Below are 24,986 nucleotides of genomic sequence, written 5' to 3'. Positions count from 1 at the left end.
CCACAGTTCCGCAGGCGACTTCTGTCCGATGGGTGCCCTGCTCAGAGGGCCTTGCCGGCGCCCGCGCCGCGTGCCACGGCACGATCGGCCTCGCGGGCGCTGTCGACCGGTCCGTGCAGCGTGGGGATCCAGCCGACGTCCGGCGTGAGATCGCGTTCGCTGCCGGAGTTGTAGCTGTTGTTGATCGCGAGCAGGTCGACGGGGAAACCGTTGAAGAGGGTGCCCGTCGCGTGCAGCGCGGTGCCGTTCCAGCTCTTGACCAGGTCCGCGGCCTCCACATGGCCCGGTGTGGTGAACGCGTTGTTCTCCGCGTACACGGCGGACTCGGTGGAGACGCCGAGCGAGTAGCGGTAGTCGTGCGCGTCGGGCGGCACGACGTAGCGGTTGTTGTAGAGGTGGACCTGCCCGAAGCGGACGCGCGGGGCGCGCTGCACGATCGAGTCGAACTCGTTGTGGTGGAGCGTGACACGCAGCTTCCCGCGGTCCGAGACGGCCGTGTCGCCGTTGCCGATGAGCATCGCCTTGTCGTGGTCGGCGAACCGGCTCCAGGACACGGTGACGAGATCGGAACCGTTGGTGATGTCCAGGAGCCCGTCGTGCCGCAGGAAGTTCCGGCCGAAGTACGTCGGCTCGTCCGCGTCGGGATGGCCGGCGTCGGACGCGGTGACGTGGTCGATCCACACATGGCGCGCCCCACGCAGCCACAGGTTGTCGTACGCCGCCTTCCAGTCCCCGAGCCCGCCGGTGTTGGGCTGCCAGACGGGGAAGCAGTCGTAGGCGTCGCGCAGTTCGAGATTCCGGATGATGACGTTCTCGGCGTTGTCCACCTTCAGGCCCGCACCCTTCAGCACCGCCCTCGCGCCGACGCCGACGAGTGTGGTGTTCGAGCCCACCGGCAGCTCGACGCGTTCGGCCTGGCGCCGAGCCGACGCCTGACGCGCCGTCTCCTGCGGGCCGGAGGGCTTGGCGGAGCCCCACGTGCGGGGGTCGTAGGCGGACAGGTACTTCTTCAGGTCGTAGCCGTCGGTGGCGTAGTCGGCGCAGTCCAGGCGGTTACCCCGGTCGTCGGTGTTGGCGTCGATCGTGCCGACGATCCGGATGATCTTCGGGGTGTCGCTGCCGCCGTCGAGCGCGCGGGCGAGCCCGGCGCGGTCGCGGACGGTGAAGACATGGGCGTCGTCCGCGGCGGCTCCTCCCGTGGTGCCGCCGTCGGCGGCGGCCCAGCCGTCGTCGGCCGGCAGGGTCTCACGGCTGATGTCCCGGCCGATGCCCTCGCCCGGGTCCCCGCCGCTGTGCCGGACGGAGCCATGCCCCTCGGCGATGGCGGGCACGCTCAAGACCGCGAGCAGGCCGAGCGTGACGGTGAGGCGCGAGGCGCGGCGAATCTGGCTCATGCGTCCCTCTCAGTCCACCAGACTGTGTTCAACGCGCTGAACGTACGATCGGCAGAGGGATTAGTCAACGCCTCTAACAAAAACCGGTTGTTGGCGGGATTCGGCGGTCGGCAGAGCGTCAGGCGCGCGTCTCCTTCTACCTGTTGAGTGAACGTCGAACACATATGTGTACGGTCATGGCGTGGCGGGCCGCCCAGGGCCACCGCCGTCCGGCCGAACGGTCAGACGAGGCGCGCCGCTTTGATCCTCCGTACCGCCTCCGTCAGTCGCTCGGTGTCCGCGCACACCGTGAGACGTACGTATCCCTCCCCGCCCGGCCCGAAGCCGGTCCCCGGCACGGAGGACACCCCCGCCCTGCGGAGGAGCTCGTCGGCGAACCGCTCGCTCGTCGTGCCCGCGGGCGTGCGGACGAGGGTGTGGAAGGTCGCGCGGGGGCGCAGCACCTCCAGGCCGGCCTCCTCCAGGCCGTCGCACAGCAGCTTCACGCGCGCGCGGAAGGTGGCCCGGAGTCGGTCCGGGTATCCCGTGGTGTCGGTGAACGCCGCCATCGCGGCATGCTGGACCGCGCCGAACGTACCGGGATCCATATGCGTCTTGACGGCCCGCAGGGCACCGACGGCCTGCGGATCACCGGCCGCGAATCCGACCCCCGCCCCCGGAATGTTGTACGCCTTGGAGAGCGAGTGGAACTCGATCCCGCACGCCATCGCCCCGGGAGATTCCAGAAAGGACGGCGGAGGCTCGGTGTCGTAGTAGATCTCGCTGTAGGCCGCGTCGGACGCCACCAGGATGTCGTGGCGCAGCGCGAACCGGACCAGCTCGTCGTAGAACGCACGCGGCGCCACCGCGCCGGTGGGGTCGTGGGGGTAACAGATCCAGAACAGCTTGGCCCGACGGGCCACGTCCGCCGGGATGGCGTCCAGATCCGGCAGGAATCCGTTCTCCTCGCGCAACGGAACCCGCACCACCTCCGCCCCGCAGAACCTCGCCCAGGTCGCGTACGACGGAGGGGCCGGATCCGGTACGAGCACCACGTCGTCCCAGTCCAGACGAGCGAGCGCCAGATGGGCCATGGACTCTCGGCCGCCCGGCGTCACCAGGACCTCGGTCTCCGGGTCGGTCGCGACCCCGAAGCGGCGGGCCAGGAACCCGCTCGCCGCCTCCCGCAGGAGCGAGGCGCCCTGATGGAGCGGATGGCGGTGCAGGGCGGGCTCCCTCTCCGCCCTCCGCATCGCCTCGACGACGTGCGGGGGAGTCGGCAGATCGCAGTCGTCGACATCGAGCGGGACCGGCGGATGCCCGGTCCGCTCGGCCAGGTCCTGCTCACGGTCGATGAACGAGAACACAGGGTCGTCCGTGGACACCGGACAACGGGCGGACTCGGGCGGCACGTCCACACTCCTCAAGATCGGGAACGCCGGGGCTCGAACGTACCCAGTTCACCGGAGCGGGACGGCGACTCCGTGCATGCGATGGCGAGTTCTCGCCATCAGCGTGACGGCGCCGGAGGGACGACCGCCACCGGACAGTGCGCGTGATGCAGAACGGCGTGGGCGACGGAGCCCATCAACAGGGACTCCACCCGGTGCCTGCGATGACGCCCCACGACGACGAGACCCGCGCTCCGCGACCCCTCGACGAGCCGCCCCGCCGCGTCCGACGGGACGACGGAGGGCGCGACCTCGACGTCGGGAAACCGCTCGGTGAAAGGTCGCAACCGCTCCTCCTGCCGGCGGACCGTGTCACGCACGAGCTCGGGGAGCTCCTCCACGGGCAGCGGGGGCGGCACCTGCAGGGCGGGGGCCGGCGGGCCGATCAGCATCACGGGCGAGGGGGGCAACCGGTAGGCGGTCACCGCTTCGAGTGTCACGCCCCGCTGCCGGGCCGCCCCGAAGGCGAAGTCGAGCACCTCGTCGGAGCTCTCGTCGGGATGCAGCCCGACCAGGACCCGGCCCGCCTCCGCGCCGCTCTCCAGGGAGAGGGTGCGGGCCTCGTGCGGGACGACGACGACCGGGCAGAGTGCCGCGGACGCCAGCGCGCGGCTGGTGGAACCGAGCAGCAGGCTCGCGAAGCCGCCGCGCCCGCGCGAGCCGACCACCAGGAGCCGGCCGGACCGGGCCAGGTCGAGGAGCGCGTCGGTCACGGCGCCGTCCAGGGACTCGTACCGTACGGAAACGTCCCCGTCCCCGCCTGGCGCCTTCGTCCGCTCCTCGATCCAGGAACGGATGCCGTCGAGGACGGAGTCGGGGATCTCGGGAGCCTCCCCCATCGAAGCGATGCGAGCGGCCCCCAGCTGGAGCGCCTCGGAGCGCACATGGGCGACCACCAGAGGGGCGCCGAGCCCCCGGGCGGTGCTCAGCGCCCATGCCAGCGCCCTCAGACTGTGCTCCGAACCGTCCACACCGACGATGACAGACTTCTCGCTCATATCGGGATCATTTCCCCGCCGAGAGAACCGTGCCGCACCGCCACGCCGACAGCACCGCGGAACTCCCGCTCAAGACCTCTCGGCCCGCTCGGCGTTGAGCGCGTCCACGGCGGACCGGGCCTCGCCGATGGTGACGTAGTCGACGGCCACGAAGGTGACCGGTCTGCCGCGCGCGCGTTCACAGGCGCGCGCCCGGTCGACGATGCTGGCGCGTGCGTTCACCCGCGCCGCGTCCAGCCGGCTTCCCCCGTCGATCGTGACGAAGTGGTTGAGCAGGAACAGCCGTTTGTCCCCGCCCCCGCGGTGCGGCAGGCAGGACATCTCCCCGGGGCTGCGGAAGGCGTACGGCGTCTCCATGGCGTACGCGTAGAAATTGCGGTACCACGGCGCGGGCCCGTCGGCCGTCTCGGCGAAGACGACGAGACGGCGTCCGGAGTCCGTCATCTCACCGAGCGTGGGCCAGGGGCGGGACGGATCCCGCTGCGGGGTGTGCAGCAGGTCCTCGAGCCCCGCCGCGCGGAAGGCCGCCTCGGTGTCCGCGCCGCTGACGGCGTCCTGGACGATGAGGGTGACGACCTCGGTGGGATGGCCGCGCAACCAGTCCCCGATCTCCCGCAGCGTCGGCACCAGCTCCACCGCCCCCGCCCGGCAGACGGAGTGACACAGCCACAGGCCGGGTCTCGGCGGATTGAAGCGGGCCACGGCATCGGTGATCCGCCGCCGTGTCTCCGGCGGGAAGTCCGACTCCTCCAGCCGGGCGGTCACCTCCTCGGGCCTCTCCCAGCGGTACGTGTCGATCTGCAGCGCCCGTACGCCCGCGTTGAGCTGACCGACGATGTCCGGGTCCTGGAGCGGGCCGATGAACCGGTCCGCGGTCGTCGACATGGCGTTGTGCGAGGTGAGCTGGGCGACCTCGTCGTACCGCAGGGCGCACAGCCGTTCGCTGCCCTGGCAGACCCGCGCACCGCCTCCGGCGAACACGAGCGGGACGAGGGCCACACCGCTGAGCGCCACGCCCGTCACCCCGGCCGCGGACCAGACCGACGCGCGACGCGCCACCTCGAGCACCGAGCGCCGCTGAGCCGCCACACCCAGCGCGAGGGCGACCGCGCCGGCCGCCAGCGTGACGAACGCGGCGGTCAGCGCTCCGGCGAGGACACGGTCCAGGGCGGTTCCCTGCACGTCGTCGACCAGGCGGACGAGCGAATCCGGCCAGGACGCCGGGGGAGTGACGACCCGGCCGCCGGTGACCAGGCCCGCGACCGCCACACACAGCGCGGTGAGGACACCGCCCGCCGCCAGGGTCCAGCCCAGTCGGCGCAGCCGACGGGCCAGGGACTCGGGTCCGGTGAACCACAGCGCGGCGAGTGCCGCGGCGCCCAGCACCGCGGCCAGCGGCTCCACGACACCGAGGGTGAGGTGCGTCGCGCCGCGGATCCGGTGGACCGTGTCGAGAGAGCCGTCACCGCGTTCGAGATCGGCCGTGATGTTCCAGCCGCCACCGTCGGCGGCGGCACGCACCCGCTCGACGGCCTCACGGGTCCGGTCGGAGAAGACGGCGGGCCCCACGGCGGCGAGGGCCGTGGCCACGTCGCCCTCCCGCAGGGCGACGTCGACCTCAGGGCGCAGCGCGGCCCGCTGTCCTTCGGGGACCAGCCGCAGCAGGGCGTCGGCGGCCATGGCCGCCTGATCAGGGGTCAGGGAGAGCTTCGGCAGCCCGCGCGGCGGTTCGCCGGCGGCCACCCGTTCGAGTGAGACGTCGAGTTCGCGGAGGAAGGCCGGGAAGTCCGGCGCGGGCCGCTCCTGGAGGGAGGCGACCAGATCACCGAAGTACGTCTGGGTGAGGCTCTCCAGGTTCTCGACGACGGGCCGCAGGTCCGCCGAGAGCGTCAGCGCGTCCCGGTCACCGCGCAGGTACGCGATCAGATGTCTGATCTGCTCGTCGGTGAGCGCGCGCAGGGTCTCGGGCGGCAGCACCGTCTTGAGGTTGGACGTCAGCAGCGCCTCGTCGACGGGGAGCCGCCCCAGCAGGTCACGGGTGACGGGAGTCAGCTCGGGATCGACGAGCACCTCGTCGTACAGCCGCTCGTACGTCCGCTCCCTGGCGAGGACGTCCCGGTGGAAACCGGCGTTCAGGACGGTGCTGCGGGCCGTCGCCGTGGCGGCGACGACCACCACGCACAGCACGGCGCAGACATAGGCCACGCCGCGTAGGACCGGCATCCACGGAGGCGCACGCATCCCCTCATCCTGACCCATCCGGGTCGCGGACGCGAGTTCCCCGGGGCCGGGAAGGGGCTTTCAGTAGCGGAGCACGCTCGCGATACGACCCTCCCCGGTGAGGGTGCCGTCGGGAACGAACCGCACCCGGGCGCCGGAACTCAGGGCACGCTCCACGATCTCGTCCACGATGTCCTCGCGCGCGTCCACGTCACCCGCCGCGGCCGGCTCCAGATGGTCGTCCCGGTCGCGCACGGTCAGCTGGAAGGTGTCCTCCACGGCCAGCAGCGCCACGCGGCCCTCGGACACACCGCGCCAGACCTCGTCGAGTCCGCCCGCGAAGGTCTTCTGGCTGCGCGCCCGGTCCAACTGGCCCAGCAGGGCCGCGACCTCGTGCCGCGCCTGCTCCTCGACGGCCGGCGCGACGGCCTCGCGCACGGCGGCGGCCGGTCCCGCGGCCAGGCCGCCGTGGGTGACGGTGGTCAGAGCGTGCTTCGCGACGGTCCCCACGTCGGCGAGGAGCGAGAGGGCGGGGGAGTCACCGACGACGTAGAGCGGCCGGGGGTCGGCGTCGAGGGCGAGCACCGTCGCCGCGTCCGCGTCGCGGAGGAACTGCCGTGTCCGCTCGTCCTGGTACGTGCTCGGAAGGTCGCCGACGCGCTCCTCGCGCTCCACGTCCGAGGCCTCCAGGCTTCGTGTGACCGGGAAGGTGTCGTCGCGCCTCTCCGTCAGCCGCTCGCCGGCGCCGCTCCACAGGGACACCCGGTCGGCCGCCACGACCAGGACCCAGTAGGGCCGGTTGAGCGTTCTCGCCGCGATGAGATTGCGGGTCAGGAACGTGTCCGAGAGGACGACGCGCTCCGGTGCGGCACGGTCCAGTGACCACACGTGGTGCTCGCCGGGCGCGGCGTAGAGGACCAGGCCGTCCCCGGCGTGGGCCAGGTCGACCTCGGCGAGGGCCGCGTCCAGCTGCCCGATGACGTCGAGGCGGCGTTCGCGGGTGACGGCCGGGTCGGCCTGGAGGCGCTCCTTGGCCTCGGCGACGAGATTGCGCAGACGGACGGGGTCCTGGGCTTTGTCCGGTTCGCGACGGTGCGTGGGCATGACGACCGACAATGCCGGGTACGGTCGCGGCTCGCGCAGTCGTGCGAGGACGGCGGTACTGAGTTCGGGATGCATCGGGTCCCTTCCGACGTGAGGTGGTCGGCCGCCACGGATCGGCCACGGGGGCGGCGGCACGTCAATGAAAAGCACCCTATGTCCGATTCTGTCGTGGGGCAGAACTTCACGGCGCCCGAGGGGCCCGTGCCGCCGCGTGCCGGGTGCCGTCGCCGGGCGCCATACTGGGCGACGGCGGGAGCAGAGAGGCAGAAGATTGTCATGCGTCAGTACGCTTACGACGTCCTCGTGGTCGGCGGCAGCGGTGTGGACACCATCGTCCGCGTCGACTCCCTCCCGGTCCCGCTCGCGGACTCGGTCCACGTCGGCCCGATCGAGGAGTGGGCCGGCCACACCGGCGGCAACGTGGCGCTCGGCGCCCGGGCGCTCGGCTTGCGCGTGGCCTTGCTCGACTGGATCGGCGACGACTGGATCGGCGCCCTGGTGCGGGAGCGACTGGCCAAGGGCGATGTGGAGTTCGCCCCGCTGATCTCGCCCGCGGGCACCCGCCGCGCGGTCAATCTGGTCGACGCGACAGGGCGCCGGATGTCCTTCTACGACTCCCGCGACCCGGCCGACCTGCGGATGCCGAGGGAGTTCTACCTTCCTCGGCTGCGCCGCACCCGGCATGTCCATCTGTCGATCATGAACTTCACGCGGTTCCTCTTCGACGACATCGAGGACCTCGGCGTCCCCGTCTCCACCGACCTGCACGACTGGGACGGGCTGGCCGACCACCACCGGGAATTCGCCCTCCGCTCCGACCTCGTGTTCCTCAGCGCTGCGGGAGCCGGGGACGGCGTCGAGGCGCTCATGCGGGAGATCCTGCGCGAGGGCCGCGCCCGGACGGTGGTCGCCACGGCCGGCGCGGACGGCTCGTACGTCCTCACCCGGGACGGCGGCTCCACACCACGCCACATCCCGGCGACGGTCCCGCCCGCCCCGGTGGTGGACTCCAACGGCGCGGGCGACGCGTTCGTCTCGGGCTTCCTGTACGGCAGGCTCGCCGGCCGGGACGTGCTCGACTGCGCCCGCCTGGGGGCGGTCGCGGGTGCCCACGCCTGCACCGCCCCCGGGTCGACCGCCCTCATCGGCGAGGACGCCCTCCTGGCAGCGGACCGGGCGGCGGGCGGCGCTTCGTAGGCGTTCGTTCACGACGTTCGCCGTGCAACCCGGAGGCCCGGGCGGCACGGCGAACCTCTTGCCGCCGGTCACCGGCGACGGACGGCACCGTGGGAGCCGAGTGCGCGGTCCACCCGGCGGGCAGCCCAGGCCGTCGCGCCGGACGCCCTCCAGCCCCGGTGAGCGACGGGGCCCGGTGAACGCGGCGACGACGTCCTCACGCCGTCCGGATCGGCCGGGCCCGCGTCGTGATGCTCAGCGCGCGGCCGTGGACCGGCCGTGCAGCTGGTCCGGGGTGATCAATCCGTCGACCAGGGGGAGGGCGTGAGGAGCCCGCGGCGCGAGGTGCTGCGCCGACGCGGCAGGCGCGGCGGAGGCGGCCAGGGCGCCGTCCACGTACTGGTACAGGGCGTCGGTGATCGGGTCGGGCAGGGGACGGCCCTGATCGTCGAAGCGCTGGTACTTCATGAGGTTGTAGCCGATGGCGACCTGTCGGCGTCCGTCCTCCGTGGACAGTGCCCACGTCCCGGCGCCGAAGACACCTCCGTCGTGGCCCCAGTACCAGCCGCCGTTCGGCATCCGCAGGGTGTAGATGCCGAGGCCGTAACGCATCAGCGCCTCCTGGCCCGGTTCCGGCTCGTAGGTGGGGACCGTCGTCTTCATGGCGCGCAGTTCGGCGGCGCCGAGCAGCTTGCCGCCGAGCAGCTTGCGGTAGAAGTCGTTGAGGTCGCTCATCGTGGAGACCATGGCGCCGGCGGTGCCGCCCCATGACATGTCGTACACGCTGTAGTCGCGCGGCGGATCGATGAGGCCGAACATCGACTCGTACATCTTGGCGTGCGGCCCCCGGATGTACGCCGAGCGGGGGAAGTAGGTGTGGCGCAGACCGGCCTTGCGGATGACGTTGCGGGTGATGTATGCCTCGGGCTCCTGGCCCGTGACCCGCTTCAGGAGCAGGCCGGCCAGGATGTAGTTGGTGTTCGAGTAGGAGTAGGTGCCGCGCTCCACGACGGGCGGCGCCGCGAGTCCCAGCCGGACCAGTTCCTCCGGGGCCAGATGCCGGTACCGGTTCTCGTCGAGGACCTTGCCGGGGTTCTCCAGGATGCCCGGGAAGGCGGGCAGGACGTAGTCGGCGATCCCGCTGGTGTGGTTGAGCAGCATCCGTACGGTGACCTGCTGTCCGCGTTCGCCGGGAACGAGGTCGGGCAGGTAGTGGCCGATGGGGGCGTCGAGGTCGACGCGCCCGGCGCCGACCTGCTGGAGGACGGCGACGGAGGTGAAGGTCTTGGTGATGCTGCCGATCCGGTGCTCGAAGCCGGGGCGGGTCGGCCGTTCCGTGTCGACGTCGGCGAACCCGGTGGCGCCGTGCCACTGGGCGGACCCGTCGCGGACCGCCGAATAGGCGCCGTACATCCCGGCCTTGTGGAAGGCGTCCAGCGACGCGCGCAACGCCTCGCGGTCCAGGGCCGGAGCACCGGACGACGTGACCGCCGTGCCGGCGGCGGCACGGGCGTCCACCGGGACGGCCTGGGCGGGCAACGCTCCCAAGGAGAGGGCCAGCACGGCGACCGGGGCCACGGCGGCCCAGCGGGCACGCGAACGGCGCTGTAAGGGGCGGGGCTTGGGGTGGGCCAAGGGCATGAACGCATCCTTTGTCGATTGGCGCACGGGTGTGCGCCGCTCGCCATCCTCACGTCCGTCGCCGACGTCCCGCCTCCTCCCTCGGCACGATCTCGCGCAGGGGAAGTTCATGACATTTGTCAGGAGGTTCGGACGTGGGGCTTGTCAGTAACATTTCACATTACTATTTTACTGACCGTCCCGCGTGACTCGTGTTCATCAACTCCCTTTGCCTGATGAGGAGTTGATGAGCCGCGCCGTCACGCGGTTCATCCTCGGATAGGCACCGCTCCCCACCCCCCACAGGAGTCGCAGGTGTTCCAGCTCAGAACCGCGTGCACATCACTGCTGTCCGTCGCCCTCGCCGCGATGACGCTCGGCTCCGTCGCCCCGAGCGCCCTCGCTCAGGCGTCGGCCCCACGGGCGCCCGTCGCCGCGGCCGCACCGGCACGGCAGTCGAGCCCGCACGACGAGGTCGAACGGCTCGCCCGGGCGCCTCGCCCGATCCCCCGACCCGCCACCGGACCCGGGGAGTTGACGGAGCCCCGCGTCCCGGGCGCGCAGACCCGTCAGCGCGCCGCGACGGAACGCGCGCCACAGCTCCGTGGTGCCGTCCCCTGCGACCTGGGCCGGGTCACCACCCTCGGTCCCGAGCAGTTCGCCGACTTCCTCGCCGACCCGGCCGTCACCGCCGACGGCTGTCTGCGCGGTCTCATCTGGACCTGGGACGCCCGGCTCGTGCCGGTGATGTCCGACGCCCACGTCCAGGCCGTCGGCCGCCGCATATCCGCGGGTGCCGCCGCACACGACGGCCGCAACGGCAGCCACCTCCTGGAGATGTTCACCTACCTCCACGCCGTCGCGTACCACGACTTCTCCCGCGACGAGATCGACATCACGGACGCTCCCACCGTCGAGGTGCTGCGCCGTGCCATCGCCGACTTCGGCGGAGCCCCCCGGACCTTCGACGTCACCGGCAGCAACGCCGACACACTGCGCGAGGCGCTCTACACCGGCAGCGCCCCCGGCCTGCGTCATCACCAACTCGGTCTGATCGGCAGGGTCCTGGCCACCATGGACTCGTCCCACCCGGCCCAGAACCGCGATCCCGCCTGGGGCAACGCCGCCCTCGCCGCGCTCTCCGTGAACTATCTCGGCGTGTACCCCGGCAACGGTGACGTGGCGTTCCACCGTGCGGTGGCACAGGACTCCCCGTACCGCGAGGCCTTCAAGCGGTTCGCCGGCCACGTCCATCTCAAGGGGACCCCGAACGCCTGGGTCGTCCGTGACGCCCTCGGCGAATACGGCCGCTTCGGCCAGATCGAGGGGCTCAGGGCCGTCATCGTCCCGGACCTCGGGGCGCTCCTCGACCCCGTCGCACGCGACTTCGGACGGGGCAGCGCGCCCTGGGCCGGACTGGTCGCCTGGCTCAACTTCTACGAGGCGTGCCGGCCGTACGGCGTGTGCAAGGCGGACATCGAGCGACAGCTCTTCCCGTACACGTACAGCTACGACAATGGAGCCATCAAGGTGCGCACCGGCCTGGACCGGGCCACCGTCGACCAGCTCTACTACGCCTCGAAGCAGGTCAAGGCGCAGTTCCACCGCGTCCTGGGCACCGAGGTCCCGCTGACCGGCGACCCCAACAGCAGCCTCAACATCGTGCTGTACGCCTCCCGCGCGGACTACGAGAACTACCACCCCATCCTCACCGGCATGGACACCGACAACGGCGGCATCTACATCGAGCGCGGTGCCACGTTCTACACCTACCAGCGCCGCGTTCCGCAGGACTCCCGGCTCACGCTCGAGGAGCTCTTCCGCCACGAGTACGTGCACTACCTCAACGGCCGCTTCGCCGTGCCCGGCTTCTTCGGAGAGGGCCGCTGGTACGAGGACGACCGCACCACCGCGATGGACGAGGGCACCGCCGAGTTCTTCGACGGAGCCACCCGCGACGACGGAATCGCCGTCCGCAAGTCCCTGGTCCAGAGTGTCATCGCCGACACCGCACAGGGCGGTCCCCGGATGACGGTCGACCAACTCCTGCACGCCACCTACGCCGGCGACGGATTCCGCTTCTACGCCTACGCCGGAACGTTCTTCGAGTTCCTCTGGACCCAGCGGCCCGGAACCCTGCGGGAGATGTACGGGTACCTGCGCGCCGACGACCCGGCGGCGTTCGACGCCTGGCGTCAGAGGCTGGGACGCGACGCCGCGCTCCAGCGGGCCTACGACGCGTTCCTGGACGCGCAGATCGCCAAGGTCGACGAGCTGTTCGTACCGAACACCACCTACACGCCCAACGACCGACTGCGCGACACCACCGTCGCCGCGGTCCGTACCTCGTTCGCCGAGGCCACGTACAACACCCCGCGGTGTGTGGAGAACGGCGATCCGGCCATGCGGCGCTTCGTCTGCACCGGCAGGATCACCGCGAACCTCGCCGACGCCGGAAGCCCGGACCAGGTCTTCAGGGACATGTCCGAGACGGTCGACTACTTCCTGCTCGACAGGGCCGGTACCGCGTCCACCAACCTCGCCGACATGAACTGCTCCTTCGGCGCCGTCGAGATCTGGAAGAACGGTCGCGCCGGCACCTCTCCGTACACCTGCGAAGGACCGCTCCGCAGCTGAGCCGACCGGAAGCGAAGGCAGGACACCACTGACGGGGAGGCGGATTCGTCCGCCTCCCTCCGTCGCGTCCTGACAACGCGAGCCGCGCCCCGGAGAGATCTACTCCGCGATCTTCACCGAGCGGAGTCCAGGACACCCGATCGGGGGAAGGATCGGCACGTCCGTGGCCACCGATCGCGGGACGGAGCGGCATGCCGGGCCGCCACCGTTCGATGGCACACTGGCCGCCGATCGTTCCGAGGAGATTCCACCGTGCCGCTCATTCGCAACCTCCGGCGCACCGTCCGACGTGCCTACCGCCGGACCGTCGACCTCAGCCACCCCGCGCGCTCGCCGCTGGGCAGCTCGGTGGTCAACTGCGTCCTGTACGAGGACGGCGCGCGACACAAGGGTGCCTGCCCGGCGCCCGAAGCGGTGCGACGGGTCCGTCAGTCGGGCGACGGATTCGTCTGGATCGGACTGCACGAGCCGTCCGTGGAGGAGTTCGCCGAGCTCGCGGAGTTGTTCGGTCTGCACCCCCTGGCCGTTGAGGACGCCGTGCACGCCCACCAGCGGCCGAAGCTGGAGCGGTACGACGAGACGTTGTTCGCCGTGTTCAAGACGGTGCGCTACGTCGAGCACGAGGAGCTCACCGCCACCAGCGAGGTCGTCGACACCGGCGAGCTGATGGTCTTCACCGGCGCCGACTTCGTCATCACGGTCCGGCACGGCGGCCACGGCTCGCTCGGCCCCCTGAGGGAGGCCCTGGAGTCCGACCCCGAGCAGCTCGCCAAGGGGCCCGCGGCGGTCCTGCACGCCATAGCGGACCATGTGGTGGACGACTACCTGGCCGTGGCCGACGCCGTACAGAACGACATCGACGCCGTCGAGACCGCCGTCTTCAGCGAACAGGCCTCACGCGGTGACGCCGGCCGCGTCTACCAGCTCAAGCGGGAGCTCCTCGAACTGAAGCGGGCCGTGACCCCGTTGGACCGCCCGCTGCAGGCCCTGGCCGCCCGCCCGCTGCCCCTGGTCGGCCCGGACATCCAGCCGTACTTCCGTGACGTCGGCGACCACCTGTCCCGGGTCACCGAGCAGATCACGTCGTTCGACGCGCTCCTGGACTCCATCCTCCAGGCCCACCTCGCGCAGGTGACGGTCGCGCAGAACGAGGACATGCGCAAGATCACGGCCTGGGCGGCGATCATCGCCGTACCCACGATGGTGTGCGGTGTGTACGGCATGAACTTCGAGCACATGCCGGAACTGCGCTGGACCTACGGCTACCCGTTCGTCGTGTGCGTGACGGCCGTGGCGTGCTTCCTCCTCCACCGCAGCTTCCGGCGCAACGGCTGGCTCTGAGCGACGCGGGTCACGCCGCGCACCGGAGGGGCGCGGAGAAATGGCGGCCCGTCGGGGGGGATGGCAGAGTCGAAGGGATCCGACGAGACGAGGTGTCCATGCCGCGATCCCAGGCGCCGCTTTTCGTCATGGACGGTCGTGGGCTGGTGCTGCGCTGGAGCGCGAGCGCCGCCGGACTGTTCGGGTACCCGGCACAGGACGCCGTGGGCAGACCCGCCATGGAGGTGCTGTCCGGCACGTCGTCCCTCGGCAGCTGGCGCGTCGGCCCCCTGTCCTCAGGGTCCGACGGGCCGGAGTGGGGCGTGTGGACCACGGGGCCGGGCGAGGACTCCGGCGGGCTGGACGAGGCCGTCCTCGACGCCGTCTTCACCCAGTCCTCCGTGGGACTGCACGTACTCGACCCGGACCTCCGGGTCCTGCGCGTGAACAGTGTGGCCGTCGGCATGCGCGGCGTGCCCGAGGAGCGGATCCTGGGCCGCCCCGTCACCGAGGCGTACGCACCGTACAGCCCCGACATCACCGAGAGCACCTTGCGCGATGTGCTGGCCACGGGGCGCCCGCACCGTGGGGTCCTCGTACGCGGCCGTCCCCCCACCGACCCGCACCGCCAGCACGTGTTCTCGACCTCCGCCTACCGGATCCAGGACCGTTCCGGCCGGCCGCTCGGCGTGGTGGCGACCGCCGTGGACGTCACCGAGCGGGAAGGCGCCCAGGCCCGACTGCGCCTGCTGCACGCCGCCCACGAGAGCATCGGCCGCAGCCTGGACGTGCTGCGTACGGCGCGGGAGCTGGTCGACGTGACGGTACCGACGTTCGCCGGCTCGGTGCTCGTCGCCCTGACGGATGCCGTCCTGCGCGGCGAGGACCCCGAACTGCTGCCGAAGGAGGGCCTGCCCCTGCTGCGGTGTGCGGCGACAGCGGGACAGTACGCCGGCGGGACGCCCAAGGTCGGCTCGGTCCTGCTTCCGGGGCTCTTCGGCGACCCCCTGCCCGAGGAGCCGGCCCTGCTGCCCCCCGAGCCCGCCCATCCCGATCACGGGACGCTGGTGGCCCCGCTCACCGTGCGCGGTCAGATCTTCGGCGTCGTCGCGTTCCAGCGGCCCTCCGCCGCGGAGCCGTTCGAGTACGACGACCTGGCGCTCGCCGACGGAATCGCCGCCCATACCGCGACCTGCCTGGAGAACGCCCTCCGCTTCACCCGCGAACACATCGTCATGACCGCGCTGCAGGGCTGGCCGCTGAGACAGGCGAAGGCGACCCAGAGCGCCCTCGAGGTCGCGCAGCGGCACCGCCCCGGCGGCACGGGCGCCGGTTCGTGGTTCGACGTCATCCCGCTGCCCGGCGCCCGGGTGGCGCTCGTCGTGGGACAGGTCGAACAGCCCGGCATCAGCGCCGTGGCGACCATGAGCCAGCTCAGGACGGCCGTGCACAGCCTGACCACGCTCGACCTCGATCCCCACGAACTGCTCGCGAGGCTCCACACCACCACGCTCCGGCTCGCCCAGGAGCAGGGCAAGGTGCCCGGTGTCGAAGAGCCCACCGCCCGCTGTACGTTCGTGGTCCACGACCCGGTCACGGGACGGATCGACATCGCCCGGGCGGGGTCGTCGCTCCTCGGCGTCGTCCGCCCGGACGGAACGATCGACCCCGCACCGGTGGCCGTCGGCCCTCTGCTGGGCGCCGACGGCCCTCCTTTCGCCTGCGCCGAGCTCACGCTCCCGGCCGGCAGCACGCTGTGCCTGGCCTCCGACGACGCGGCGCCGGAATCCGGCCGGCCGACGGAACTCCTCGCGGAGGCGCTCGCCCACCCGGAGCGGAGCCCCGAACGCATGGCCGACGACGTCGAGAGACTCCTGCCTCCGGACGCGGTACTCCTCGTCGCCCGGACGCGGCGCCTTCCCGAGTCGGAGCTGGCGCAGTGGGACGTCCCCGCCGACGCCTCGGCCGTCGGCCGCGCTCGCCGCGACGTCGACCGGCGCCTGAAGGAGTGGCGTACACGGGTCGATCCCTTTGTCGTGGAACTCGTGGTCAGCGAGCTCCTGACCAACGCCATCCGCTACGGATCCGCACCCATCACCCTGCGCCTGATCAGGGGCGAACACGCGCTCACCTGCGAGGTGACCGACAGCGCCCTGACGGCCCCGAACCTGCGCCATGCCAAGGCCAGCGACGAGGGCGGACGCGGGCTCCACATCTGCGCGAGCCTCACCGAGAGCTGGGGCGTCCGGTACTCCGCCGGCGACAAGACGGTCTGGGCGGAGATCGCCGAGGACACGACGCTGTAGCGGGGCGGGGGCGCCGGGGCGGCGCCCCGGGGGGCTGACCCTGCGGGTCCGGGTCGTTCGTACGATCAGGAGCGCGGCATGTCACCCTCCACTTCACCCACACCCTCACCCTCCACTTCAGCCTCAGCCTTGCTCCGGCAGACGCCCGGTTCCCTTCACGGCGCCGGACACCTCGCAGCGGTTACGGTGGTCGGAAGATCGTTCGAAAGGAAGAACCGGATCATGGGACTCTTCGACGCCCCCCGCCCGACGAAGCGCTCGCGATGACGGCGACCGACGAGCCGCACGTGCTGCTGCGTACCGAAGGGCGTGCCGGCTTCATCACCCTGAACCGGCCGCGGGCCATCAACGCGCTCACCCACCCCATGGTGCTGGGCATCGACGAGGCATTGACCGCGTGGGAACGCGACCCCGCCGTCGAAACCGTCGTCATCGACGGCGCGGGCGAGCGCGGACTGTGCGCGGGCGGCGACATCCGGGCCATCCACGACGACGCCCGCGCCGGCGGCTCCGCATCGGCCGGCTTCTGGCGCGACGAGTACCGGCTGAACGCCCGTATCGCCCGCTTCCCCAAGCCGTACGTGGCGTTCATGGACGGGATCGTGATGGGCGGCGGCGTCGGCGTCTCGGCCCACGGATCCGTCCGTATCGTCACCGAGCGCTCGCGGGTGGCCATGCCGGAGACGGGCATCGGCTTCGTGCCCGACGTCGGCGGAACGTATCTGCTCAGCCGCGCTCCGGGTGAACTCGGCACCCACCTCGCCCTCACCGGCACCCCGGTCGGTGCGGCGGACGCGCTGCTGACCGGCCTGGCGGACCATGTGGTTCGGTCGGTGGACCTGCCCCGGCTGGCGGCGGAACTCACCCGCGCGCCGGCGCACGAGGTACTGCCGGGCTTCGCGCGGACGCCGGTAACGCCCGGCGAGCTGGCCGACCAGCGGGAATGGATCGACGCCTGCTACGCGGCGGACACGGTGGAGACCGTGATCGACCGGCTCCTCGACTCCGGGGTGCCGGAGGCGAAGGAGGCCGCCACCACGCTGCTGGGCAGGTCGCCGACCGCGCTCAAGGTGACCCTCGCCGCCCTCCGCCGCGCCCGGCGGCTCGACTCCCTGGAGTCCGTGCTGGACATGGAGTTCCGGCTCTCCTGCGCCGCCCTCTCGTCCCATGACCTCGTCGAGGGCATCCGCGCGCAAGTGGTGGACAAGGATCGCGATCCCCGTTGGTCCCCACCCGAACTCTCCGCGGTGACCGACGAAGCCGTCGCCCGCTACTTCGGCCCACCGAGCACCGGGGACCTGGGCCTGGCGGCGCACACCCCCTAGGCCGTGTCTTTCGGATCTTGCCGGGCTCGCGACGCCTGGCACGCACGCTCGCCGCGTTGTCGTCGGTCGCCGATGCTCCGCATGGACTCCCTCCTCCGCCTTGCGATCGCACGCACCAGACGCCGCTCCCTGATCCGGCCTGATCCAAAAGACACGGCCTAGTCCGGCGGTTCCGGCACCGGCTTGTCACCAGGGCCGGGGCCGGGGTCGGGGCCCGGGTCCGATTCCGGGGCCGAGTCCGGGGACGGTGCCGGGGGCGTCTCCGTCGGCTCGGCGGGCTGCGGGTCGCGGGGGACCGGGTCCGGTCGGGACGGTGTGGGGCCGGGGGTCTCGGGTTCCGGGTCGGTGGTCCGGTCGGTCATGGCGTCGCCTCGTTTCATCCTGGTACTCCGTCCTGGTACTCCTCGTCGTGCGTCTCCAGCGGCCGGGTCGCCGGGCCCTGAAGCACGCTTCCGTCGGCCGCGAAACGTGAGCCGTGGCAGGGGCACTCCCAAGTCTGCTCGGCGTCGTTGAAACCGAGTTCGCAGCCCATGTGCGTACAGCGCCGGTGGGAGCGGCCGGCCGCAAAGTGCCGGGCCACCGACATCTGGGCCTTGGCGACACCGGACACCTCCCTCAGGGGGAGGTGCCGGCGGGGATCGAAGAGATCGGTCCATCCGGGCCGGGGCCCGCCCCGGATGTGCGCGGCCAGCAGGTGGCCCGCCATCACGCCGTTGCTCATGCCCCAGCCACCGAAGCCGGTGGCCACGTAGAGATGCTGGGTGTCCGGGTGTTCATGCCCCACGTACGGAAGGTGGTCGCCGGACCGCACGTCCTGCGCCGCCCATCGGTAGCCGGTCTCCGCGTCGGCGAACCCGGGCAGGTGCTCACGGGCCCAGGACGTGAGCCGGCCGTACCGCTCCTCGACATGGCCGGCGCCCGGCTCGAACGCCTCACCGGTGACGATGAGCAACCGGCGACCGTCGCCGTAAGGGGCGGTGCGTACCGAACGCGTACGGTCCTCCGGGGTGAGGTACATGCCCGAGGGCGCCTTCGCCGCGTCGACCGGCGCTGCCACCACCAGCTCCCGGCGGACGGAGAGCCTGGCCATGAGCGACGTGTGGAGCGTCACCGGATAGTTCGTGGCGACGACCACGTCGCCGGCATGGATCGTGACACCCGCGTCGGTGGTGAGCCGACAGTCGGCCCGCTCCCGAACGCGCGTCACCCGGGTGTGCTCGTGGATCGCACCGCCCCGCGCGAGGATGTCCTCCGCGATGCCCAAGAGGAACTTGCGGGGGTGGAAGAGGAATTGATCCTCCACGCGGACGGCGGCGGCGACGGGGAAGGGGAGATCCGTCTCGGTGACGTACGAGGCGTCGAGCCCCGCCTCCCGCGCGGCGGTCGCCTCCGCCCCGACCTCGTCCGCCTGTCGAGCGTCGGTGACGTAGGTGAACGCGGGCGCGCGTTCGAGCTCGCCGTCGATGCCCAACTCGTCGCAGAGATCGACGACATGGCGGAGCGCCTCCTGCTGGGAGAGCGCGTACAGTTCGGCGGCGTCCTTGCCGTGGGTGTCGCGGAGCCGGGCGTACGTGAACCCGTGCAGCGAGGTGAGCTTGCCCGTGGTGCTGCCCGTGACCCCGTGGGCGATGCGGTCGGCTTCGAGGAGCACGACGGTGCGGCCCGCGCGGGCGAGTTCGTGGGCGGTGCACAGGCCGACGATGCCGCCGCCGATGACGACCACGTCGGTCGTGAGGTCGTCCTGAAGTGTGGGACGACCCTCGGCGGGCACTGAGGGTCCAGTAGGACTGGTCGGTCATCGTGCTCGGCATGGTGGGAAACCCTTGTCGCGCGGTGAGTCCTTCGACGTCGTCCGTGGCGTGACGCGTCCGTGGCTCGGTGTCTCGCGTCCGGCGCCTTCCCGCGCCGCTCCGGACTATGCGCGAACGGCGGCGGCGCCCTTCACGGGGCGCGCACCGCCGTGCACAGCGTGGTCCTCATGCGATCCGCCGAGAACCGGACCGGAGCGGGGATACGCTCCGGGGTTCGGGGCATCCGCGTTCCGTGGAAACACGACCTGAGGCCGGCCCGCCGGCCGCACCCGACCTGGACGCCTTCACGGCGCTGCTCGACTACCCGATGTACGTGGTGACGGCAGCGGGGGAGGAGGACGGCGAGCCGGCCGGCTGCCTCGTCGGCTTCGCCTCGCAGTGCTCGATCGGACCCGCGCGGTTCGTGGTCTGGCTGTCGCGGGAGAACCGTACGTACCGGGCCGCCTGCCGCGCCTCTCACCTGGCGGTCCACGTCCTGAGCCGCGCGCGGAGTGACCTGGCGCGGTGGTTCGGTGAGCGGACGGGGGACGACATCGACAAGTTCGCCGAGGTCGACTGGCGGCCCGGCCCCGGCGGAGCGCCCGTGCTGCGGGGTGCCCGCGCGTGGTTCGTCGGCAGGGTGCTGGACCGGTTCGAGGGCGGGGACCATGTCGGGTTCCTGCTCGCACCGGTCACCGAAGGCTCCGCCGACCCCACCGATCCCGCCGCCGACGTCGCACGTCCCGGTCTCCTGCACCTGAGCGACGTCGAGCACTTCTCACCCGGCCATCCGGCCTGAGACCGACCCGCACCCGGCCACCGCCCGTCCGCCGGCCTCCCGGGGCGATCGCAGGGTGGTGGTGCCGACACCAGGACCAGCTCCCGCTCCCCTGAACCGCGCCCTCCCGGCCAAGATCGACGGCATGAACCGACGTACCGTCCTCATCACCGGCGCCACCCAGGGACTGGGACACGGCATCGCCCTCGACCTCGCCGCCCGTGGCCACACCGTCCTGCTCCACGGCCGCGACCGCGCCCGCCTCGCGGCGGTCGCGGACGAGGTCCGGGGGAGCGGCCCGGAGGCCACCGTTCGCACCTACCACGCCGATCTCTCCGACCTGGGCCAGGTCCGGGCGATGGCGGCCCGGATCCGCGCCGCCGAGCCCCGTCTCGACGGCCTGGTGAACAACGCCGTCGCGGGCGGCGGCGCCGAGCCGCTCCGCCGGGAATGGAGCGCACAGGGACACGAACTGCGGTTCGCGGTCAACCATCTCGCCCCCTACGCGCTGATCCGCGCCCTGCTGCCGCTCCTCACGGCTTCCGCGCCCGCCAGGGTGGTCAACGTCGCCTCCATCGGACAGGAGCGCATCGACTTCGACGACATCATGCTGGACGAGGGCTACGAAGGGCTGCGCGCCTACTGCCGCAGCAAACTGGCGATGATCATGGCGACCTTCGACCTGGCCGCCGAGCTCGAGGGCACCGGCGTCACCGTGAACGCCCTCCACCCCGCCCACCTGATGGACACCCGCGGTGTGCGCGCGTACGGCCTCACCCCGCGGGTCGGCATCGAGGAAGGCGTACGCCCCACCGTCCGGCTGCTCACCGATCCCGAGCTGGCCGGCACCACCGGGCGGTACTTCGACCGGTTCACGGACGCCCGCGCGCACGAGCAGGCCTACGACACGGAGGCCCGCAAGCGGCTCATGCGTCTCACGCACGCGCTCGTGGACGGCCATGACGGGCCCGGCGACGAGAACTGACACCGCCGCCAGGCCGGCGGCGGGTGCGGCACCGGCACCGGCGACCGCACCCCCCCGTCAGTGGCTCGTCAGCTCCCCGCTGAGCCTGCCGTGCAGCTGCGCGCTGCGGTCGTCCAGACCGGTGATCTCGACCGCCTTGCCGCGCTGGGCGTACTTGGTCTCGATGGCGTCGAGCGCCGCGACGGAAGAGGCGTCCCAGATACGGGCGGCGCTCAGGTCGATGACGACCTTGTCGGGGTCGTTCACGTAGTCGAACTGCCCGACGAGGTCGTTGGAGGAGGCGAAGAACAGCTGCCCCGTGACCCGGTAGACGGCGGTGGTTCCGTCCGGGTCGGTGACGGAGGTGACCTCGGCGAGATGGGCGACGCGCTTGGCGAAGATGACCATGGCGGTGACCGAGCCGACGACGACGCCGATGGCGAGGTTGTGGGTGGCGACCACGACCGCCACGGTGGCCAGCATGACGACGATCTCGCCGGCGGGCATCCGCTTCAGCGTCTTCGGGGCGATGGAGTGCCAGTCGAACGTGGCGACCGACACCATGATCATCACGGCGACCAGGGCGGCCATCGGGATGTCGGAGACGATCGGGCCGAAGACGATGCACAGGATCATCAGGAACACGCCGGCGAGGAAGGTGGAGAGCCGGGTGCGGGCGCCGGAGACCTTCACATTGATCATGGTCTGGCCGATCATCGCGCAGCCGCCCATGCCGCCGAAGAAGCCGGTCACGATGTTGGCGACGCCCTGCCCGACGGACTCCCGGGTCTTGCTGGAGTGGGAGTCGGTGATCTCGTCGACCAGCTTCGCCGTCATCAGCGACTCCATCAGGCCGACCAGCGCCATCGCGAAGGCGTACGGCGCGATCGTCGTCAGCGTGTCCAGGGTGAAGGGCACGTCGGGCAGCCCCGGCACCGGCAGGGACGACGGCAGGGCGCCCTTGTCGCCGACCGCGGGGACCGCGATTCCGGCCGCGAGGGTGATCACGGTCAGGACGACGATGGAGACCAGCGGCGCGGGGATCACGGTGCTGATCTTCGGGAAGAACACCATCAGTGCCAGGCCGGCGACGATCAGCGGATACACCGCCCAGGGCACGTCCCGCATCTCGGGGATCTGCGCCATGAAGATCAGGATCGCGAGGGAGTTCACGAACCCGACCATCACCGAGCGGGGGATGAACCGCATCAGCTTCGCCACCCCGAGCGCCCCCAGGACGATCTGGAAGACACCGGCGAGGATGACGGCGGCGATGAGATAGCCCAGGCCGTGCTCGCGGTTCAGCGGCGCGATGACGAGGGCGACGGCACCGGTGGCGGCGGAGATCATCGCCCGTCGGCCGCCTACGACGGAGATCACGACGGCCATGGTGAAGGAGGCGAAGATCCCGATCGCCGGGTCGACACCGGCGATGATCGAGAACGAGATCGCCTCGGGGATCAGCGCGAGGGCGACCACCAGGCCGGCCAGCACCTCGGTACGCCAGACCTTCGGATCGTTCAGCCACGCGGGGCGCAGGCCACGCAGGCGGGCGAGGGGAGAGAGGGCGGAAGCGGGGGAAACGGGGGACGCGGAGGATGACAAAGCGGCAAAGGACCTGTCGTGCTCGGGCGCACCCCGCTCCGGGCAGGCCGGGGCGCACGGGAAGACGCGGAAGGCCGGGCCGGCACCCCGCGAGCGGCCCGCGACTACGGGCCGGAGGTCAAAGGAGACGGAGCGGGCGGCGGCGTGTCACGGCGCCGGGCTCACGTCCGGGCGCGACGTCACGGCGGACAGGCGGCGGCGCGGGGCCGCGTCGGCTCGCGCACGCTCTCTCCCGGGAAGAATCGGATCCTGGCCGGGGACATCTTCGGACCCGGCGATCGTCGGAGGCGGGGCAGCGGCGAGCCGCCCACGACCTCACCACCCTACCGTGCCGCCTCGCGCCCACCCCGTGTCGGCCCGGGAGCCTCGCCCGGGCGCACGTCACCGAGGGGCGCCGAGCTCGCCCCCACCGCCGTCACGCACGGCCGCTTCTACGGAATCAGCGCTCCGCACGGGCGACGATGAAGCGGCCGCGGCACTCCTCGCCGGTCGGCAGGCGCCAGCCCGCGACGACGGCGCCCAGGGCGCCGTCATCGGCGGCGGTGCCGGGGGACGGGGCGTCGGCGTGCAGGACGCGGGTCACCCGGAGGGTGAGCGAAGCGCCCGTCGCGCCGTCCGTCCGGCCGTCCTCGGCCCCTGGGGACGTCTCGCCGATCCTGCCCGGCTGATCGACGGGACACCCCCTGGTCCGTACGAGGAGGTCGGTCGCGTGCGGGCCGTCGGCCACGGACGACGACTCGACCACGAGCTCCGCCCGGGTTCCGGAGAAGGAGTGCGCGACGGAGGGATCGGGAGTGTCGGCGACGTTCTGCGCCTGCGGCTCGGCGCGGCCCTGGAGAAGGGCCGGCAACTGGGCGACGAGAACCGGGTCGTGCGTACCGTCGTACACCCAGCGCAGCCCCAGCACACCGTGCTCGGAGGTGCCGACGAGCCAGCGCTCCGCCCCGTCGAGCGGCGCGGCGCGGTAGGTGAGCGGTACGTGGTACGTGAGCGGCCGATCGCCGGACGTGTCCGTGACGGCCATGAACTCGATGCCCACCTCCCCCTCCGGGTCGTCGAGCCGGAAGCCGCCCGCCTTGGTCAGTTCCGGCGCGCTCAGCGAGCCGACGTACCAGGGCTGTTGGGGAAGCCAGGCGGCGATCAGCTCCAGCTTGGTGGGGTTCATCGTGGTGCGGTGGATGACAGCCATGATCAAAACCTACTGCGCGGCGGGTCGGACGCCGCTCCCGGGGAGTCGGGGATGCGGAAAGCGCTGACGCTCGCCGGGAGTTGCCGGGCGTGGGCGTGGCGCGGCTCGAAGTCCGGGCGCGTGCGGTGCGGGAGCGGGGGTAGGCGCGCCCCACGGGGAGGAACGCTGCCGACGGACGAGGGAGGTCATCACAGTGCCGACCGCGGTGACGACGGAGACGAGGAGCGCGGTACGCAGCGGCGGTAGGGAGGAGGTGCCGCTCGTCGAAGCGCCCCGCGAGGTCGCCCCGAAGGACGCGCGTGCGCTGTCGAAGGTCTTCTTCGACAAGCTGGCGGTGCTGGAGGAGGGCACCGCGGACCACCAGTACGTCCGTAACACCCTCATCGAGATGAACATGACGCTGGTCCGGTACGCCGCCGGGCGTTTCAAGGCGCGCGGGGACGAGATGGAGGACATCGTCCAGGTCGGCATGGTCGGTCTGATCAAGGCCATCGACCGGTTCGACGTCTCCCGCCGGGTGGAGTTCACCAGCTTCGCCATCCCGTACATCGTCGGGGAGATCAAGCGGTTCTTCCGCGACACGTCCTGGGCCGTCCACGTGCCGCGCCGCATGCAGGAGGCACGTGTGGAGCTGGCCAAGGCGACCGAGCGGCTCAGCTCGCGGCTCGGCCGGTCGCCGCGCGTGGAGGAGCTGGCCGAGGATATGCAGGTCTCCGCCGACGAGGTCATCGAGGCACGCATGGCCTCCAACGGCTACAACTCGGCCTCGCTGGACGCGGTGATCGGCGCGGACCCGGACGACGACGAGGCCGTGCTCGCCGACTTCATCGGGGTGCAGGACCCGGCGATGGAACTCTTCGAGGACTTCCACACGCTCGCCCCGCTCCTCGCCGAGCTGGACGAGAGGGACCGGACGATCCTTTACCTCCGTTTCGTCGAGGAGATGACCCAGTCGGAGATCGGCGAGCGGCTCGGCGTCTCCCAGATGCATGTCTCGCGTCTGCTGGCCAGGAACCTGGAGCGACTGCGCGCGGGCATGCTCACGACCCGTTGAACCCCCGCTCACTCTCCGGTGGGGGCGGCCGAGGCAGTCGGAGGAACCCGAGGATTCGGGCGGTCCGCGACGGGCA

Annotated in this window: 18 protein-coding genes; 8 read left to right on the top strand and 10 right to left on the bottom strand. The window is 71.6% G+C overall.

The genetic code is table 11. From position 1 onward, the window contains the following. Positions 1–41: 41 nt before the first annotated feature. From ABZY12_RS24840 to ABZY12_RS24820, 5 genes are all read right to left on the bottom strand, one after another. Positions 42–1,394: a pectate lyase gene (locus tag ABZY12_RS24840; RefSeq protein ID WP_356893906.1), complete on the bottom strand. Its 1,353-nt coding sequence runs from the start codon at positions 1,392–1,394 to the stop codon at positions 42–44. A gap of 221 nt (positions 1,395–1,615) precedes the next feature. Further along, positions 1,616–2,740 (bottom strand): aminotransferase class I/II-fold pyridoxal phosphate-dependent enzyme, encoded by a 1,125-nt coding sequence (locus tag ABZY12_RS24835; protein WP_356893904.1) that lies wholly within the window; start codon positions 2,738–2,740, stop codon positions 1,616–1,618. A 143-nt stretch (positions 2,741–2,883) separates the two neighbouring features. Further along, entirely contained in the window at positions 2,884–3,822 is a 939-nt protein-coding gene (locus tag ABZY12_RS24830) for a universal stress protein (RefSeq protein ID WP_356893902.1), read from the bottom strand. Between the two features lie 69 nt (positions 3,823–3,891). Continuing rightward, positions 3,892–6,063: a hypothetical protein gene (locus tag ABZY12_RS24825; RefSeq protein WP_356893900.1), complete on the bottom strand. Its 2,172-nt coding sequence runs from the start codon at positions 6,061–6,063 to the stop codon at positions 3,892–3,894. 60 nt (positions 6,064–6,123) lie between these two features. After that, positions 6,124–7,221, bottom strand: a complete 1,098-nt coding sequence (locus ABZY12_RS24820; RefSeq protein ID WP_356893898.1) for a chemotaxis protein — start codon at positions 7,219–7,221, stop codon at positions 6,124–6,126. A gap of 201 nt (positions 7,222–7,422) precedes the next feature. Here ABZY12_RS24820 and ABZY12_RS24815 point away from each other — a divergent pair, with 201 nt between their 5' ends. After that, positions 7,423–8,343, top strand: coding sequence for a PfkB family carbohydrate kinase (locus tag ABZY12_RS24815; RefSeq protein WP_356893896.1), 921 nt, complete (start codon positions 7,423–7,425; stop codon positions 8,341–8,343). Between the two features lie 234 nt (positions 8,344–8,577). On the opposite strand, the gene ABZY12_RS24810 is transcribed toward ABZY12_RS24815, so the two are convergent. Further along, positions 8,578–9,963, bottom strand: coding sequence for a serine hydrolase domain-containing protein (locus ABZY12_RS24810; RefSeq protein WP_356893894.1), 1,386 nt, complete (start codon positions 9,961–9,963; stop codon positions 8,578–8,580). Between the two features lie 348 nt (positions 9,964–10,311). Here ABZY12_RS24810 and ABZY12_RS24805 point away from each other — a divergent pair, with 348 nt between their 5' ends. The 4 genes from ABZY12_RS24805 to ABZY12_RS24790 all read left to right on the top strand — a co-directional run bounded on the left by ABZY12_RS24805 (position 10,312) and on the right by ABZY12_RS24790 (position 17,530). Further along, positions 10,312–12,579 (top strand): collagenase, encoded by a 2,268-nt coding sequence (locus ABZY12_RS24805; RefSeq protein ID WP_356893957.1) that lies wholly within the window; start codon positions 10,312–10,314, stop codon positions 12,577–12,579. 252 nt (positions 12,580–12,831) lie between these two features. Continuing rightward, complete coding sequence (locus ABZY12_RS24800; RefSeq protein ID WP_356893892.1) at positions 12,832–13,920, top strand: magnesium and cobalt transport protein CorA; 1,089 nt, start codon at positions 12,832–12,834, stop codon at positions 13,918–13,920. Between the two features lie 98 nt (positions 13,921–14,018). After that, the gene (locus ABZY12_RS24795) at positions 14,019–16,205 is read left to right on the top strand and encodes a PAS domain-containing protein (protein WP_356893890.1); all 2,187 of its coding nucleotides are present in this window, start codon (positions 14,019–14,021) and stop codon (positions 16,203–16,205) included. Positions 16,206–16,468: 263 nt separating this feature from the next. Further along, complete coding sequence (locus ABZY12_RS24790) at positions 16,469–17,530, top strand: enoyl-CoA hydratase/isomerase family protein (RefSeq protein WP_356893888.1); 1,062 nt, start codon at positions 16,469–16,471, stop codon at positions 17,528–17,530. A gap of 158 nt (positions 17,531–17,688) precedes the next feature. Here the strand turns inward: ABZY12_RS24790 and ABZY12_RS24785 are convergent, their stop codons facing one another. Both ABZY12_RS24785 and ABZY12_RS24780 read right to left on the bottom strand, forming a co-directional pair. Beyond that, complete coding sequence (locus tag ABZY12_RS24785) at positions 17,689–17,910, bottom strand: hypothetical protein (RefSeq protein WP_356893886.1); 222 nt, start codon at positions 17,908–17,910, stop codon at positions 17,689–17,691. Continuing rightward, the gene (locus ABZY12_RS24780) at positions 17,907–19,301 is read right to left on the bottom strand and encodes an FAD-dependent oxidoreductase (RefSeq protein ID WP_356893884.1); all 1,395 of its coding nucleotides are present in this window, start codon (positions 19,299–19,301) and stop codon (positions 17,907–17,909) included. Before ABZY12_RS24780 ends, ABZY12_RS24785 begins: the two co-directional genes overlap by 4 nt. Before the next feature lie 347 nt (positions 19,302–19,648). Between ABZY12_RS24780 and ABZY12_RS24775 the strand changes: the two genes are divergently transcribed. Next, positions 19,649–20,119 (top strand): flavin reductase family protein, encoded by a 471-nt coding sequence (locus ABZY12_RS24775; RefSeq protein ID WP_356893955.1) that lies wholly within the window; start codon positions 19,649–19,651, stop codon positions 20,117–20,119. 124 nt (positions 20,120–20,243) lie between these two features. Next, complete coding sequence (locus ABZY12_RS24770) at positions 20,244–21,083, top strand: SDR family NAD(P)-dependent oxidoreductase (protein WP_356893882.1); 840 nt, start codon at positions 20,244–20,246, stop codon at positions 21,081–21,083. A gap of 57 nt (positions 21,084–21,140) precedes the next feature. Here the strand turns inward: ABZY12_RS24770 and ABZY12_RS24765 are convergent, their stop codons facing one another. Both ABZY12_RS24765 and ABZY12_RS24760 read right to left on the bottom strand, forming a co-directional pair. Then, on the bottom strand, positions 21,141–22,667 hold the full coding sequence (locus ABZY12_RS24765) for a SulP family inorganic anion transporter (RefSeq protein WP_356893880.1): 1,527 nt from the start codon (positions 22,665–22,667) through the stop codon (positions 21,141–21,143). 439 nt (positions 22,668–23,106) lie between these two features. Next, positions 23,107–23,856, bottom strand: coding sequence for a 1,4-alpha-glucan branching protein (locus tag ABZY12_RS24760; protein WP_356893878.1), 750 nt, complete (start codon positions 23,854–23,856; stop codon positions 23,107–23,109). Between the two features lie 253 nt (positions 23,857–24,109). Between ABZY12_RS24760 and ABZY12_RS24755 the strand changes: the two genes are divergently transcribed. Then, on the top strand, positions 24,110–24,910 hold the full coding sequence (locus tag ABZY12_RS24755; protein WP_356893953.1) for an RNA polymerase sigma factor SigF: 801 nt from the start codon (positions 24,110–24,112) through the stop codon (positions 24,908–24,910). The last annotated feature ends 76 nt before the right edge of the window (positions 24,911–24,986 follow it).

Source organism: Streptomyces sp. NPDC006551 (genome assembly GCF_040611675.1).
Lineage (GTDB): Bacteria > Actinomycetota > Actinomycetes > Streptomycetales > Streptomycetaceae > Streptomyces.
The sequence above is the reverse complement of the archived record's forward strand: the minus strand, read 5'-3'. Positions and strand labels throughout refer to the sequence as shown.

Coding starts and splice junctions, on each gene's coding strand:
- ABZY12_RS24785 (WP_356893886.1), bottom strand. CDS start 17,910: ATGAAACGAGGCGACGCCATGACCGACCGGACCACCGACCCGGAACCC.
- ABZY12_RS24775 (WP_356893955.1), top strand. CDS start 19,649: ATGTACGTGGTGACGGCAGCGGGGGAGGAGGACGGCGAGCCGGCCGGC.
- ABZY12_RS24805 (WP_356893957.1), top strand. CDS start 10,312: ATGACGCTCGGCTCCGTCGCCCCGAGCGCCCTCGCTCAGGCGTCGGCC.
- ABZY12_RS24840 (WP_356893906.1), bottom strand. CDS start 1,394: ATGAGCCAGATTCGCCGCGCCTCGCGCCTCACCGTCACGCTCGGCCTG.
- ABZY12_RS24810 (WP_356893894.1), bottom strand. CDS start 9,963: ATGCCCTTGGCCCACCCCAAGCCCCGCCCCTTACAGCGCCGTTCGCGT.
- ABZY12_RS24820 (WP_356893898.1), bottom strand. CDS start 7,221: ATGCATCCCGAACTCAGTACCGCCGTCCTCGCACGACTGCGCGAGCCG.
- ABZY12_RS24790 (WP_356893888.1), top strand. CDS start 16,469: ATGACGGCGACCGACGAGCCGCACGTGCTGCTGCGTACCGAAGGGCGT.
- ABZY12_RS24760 (WP_356893878.1), bottom strand. CDS start 23,856: ATGGCTGTCATCCACCGCACCACGATGAACCCCACCAAGCTGGAGCTG.
- ABZY12_RS24770 (WP_356893882.1), top strand. CDS start 20,244: ATGAACCGACGTACCGTCCTCATCACCGGCGCCACCCAGGGACTGGGA.
- ABZY12_RS24830 (WP_356893902.1), bottom strand. CDS start 3,822: ATGAGCGAGAAGTCTGTCATCGTCGGTGTGGACGGTTCGGAGCACAGT.
- ABZY12_RS24795 (WP_356893890.1), top strand. CDS start 14,019: ATGCCGCGATCCCAGGCGCCGCTTTTCGTCATGGACGGTCGTGGGCTG.
- ABZY12_RS24815 (WP_356893896.1), top strand. CDS start 7,423: ATGCGTCAGTACGCTTACGACGTCCTCGTGGTCGGCGGCAGCGGTGTG.
- ABZY12_RS24825 (WP_356893900.1), bottom strand. CDS start 6,063: ATGCGTGCGCCTCCGTGGATGCCGGTCCTACGCGGCGTGGCCTATGTC.